At 47.9% G+C, this 361-nt stretch carries 1 rRNA gene; it reads right to left on the bottom strand.

Going from position 1 to position 361, the window contains the following annotated elements:
- Nucleotides 1–271 (bottom strand): 23S ribosomal RNA (locus NX775_RS23970); the annotation flags it as partial.
- Nucleotides 272–361: the final 90 nt, after the last annotated feature.

The raw sequence follows: 361 nt of genomic DNA, 5'->3' as shown, positions 1-361 counted from the left end.
ACATACAGGCTCATCCCATTTCGCTCGCCACTACTTTGGGAATCTCGGTTGATTTCTTTTCCTGCAGCTACTTAGATGTTTCAGTTCGCCGCGTTCGCTTTGCATACCTATGTATTCAGTATGCAATGACCTATAAAGGCCGGGTTTCCCCATTCGGAAATCTGCGGATCAAAGCTCGTTTGCTAGCTCCCCGCAGCTTATCGCAAGCTACTACGTCCTTCATCGCCTGTAATCGCCAAGGCATCCACCATGTGCACTTATTCGCTTGTCCCTATAACGTTGGCCTCTGCTGACAACAGAGATCGTCACAGGTACAAGAGTACAGCTGTGTTGCAATGATACAAATACTACTACCCAAGCA

The sequence above is a fragment of the Massilia aurea genome (genome assembly GCF_024753205.1).
GTDB classification, from domain to species: Bacteria; Pseudomonadota; Gammaproteobacteria; order Burkholderiales; family Burkholderiaceae_D; genus Telluria; species Telluria aurea.
Note: the sequence above shows the minus strand (reverse complement) of the source record. Positions and strands in the feature narration are given on the sequence as shown.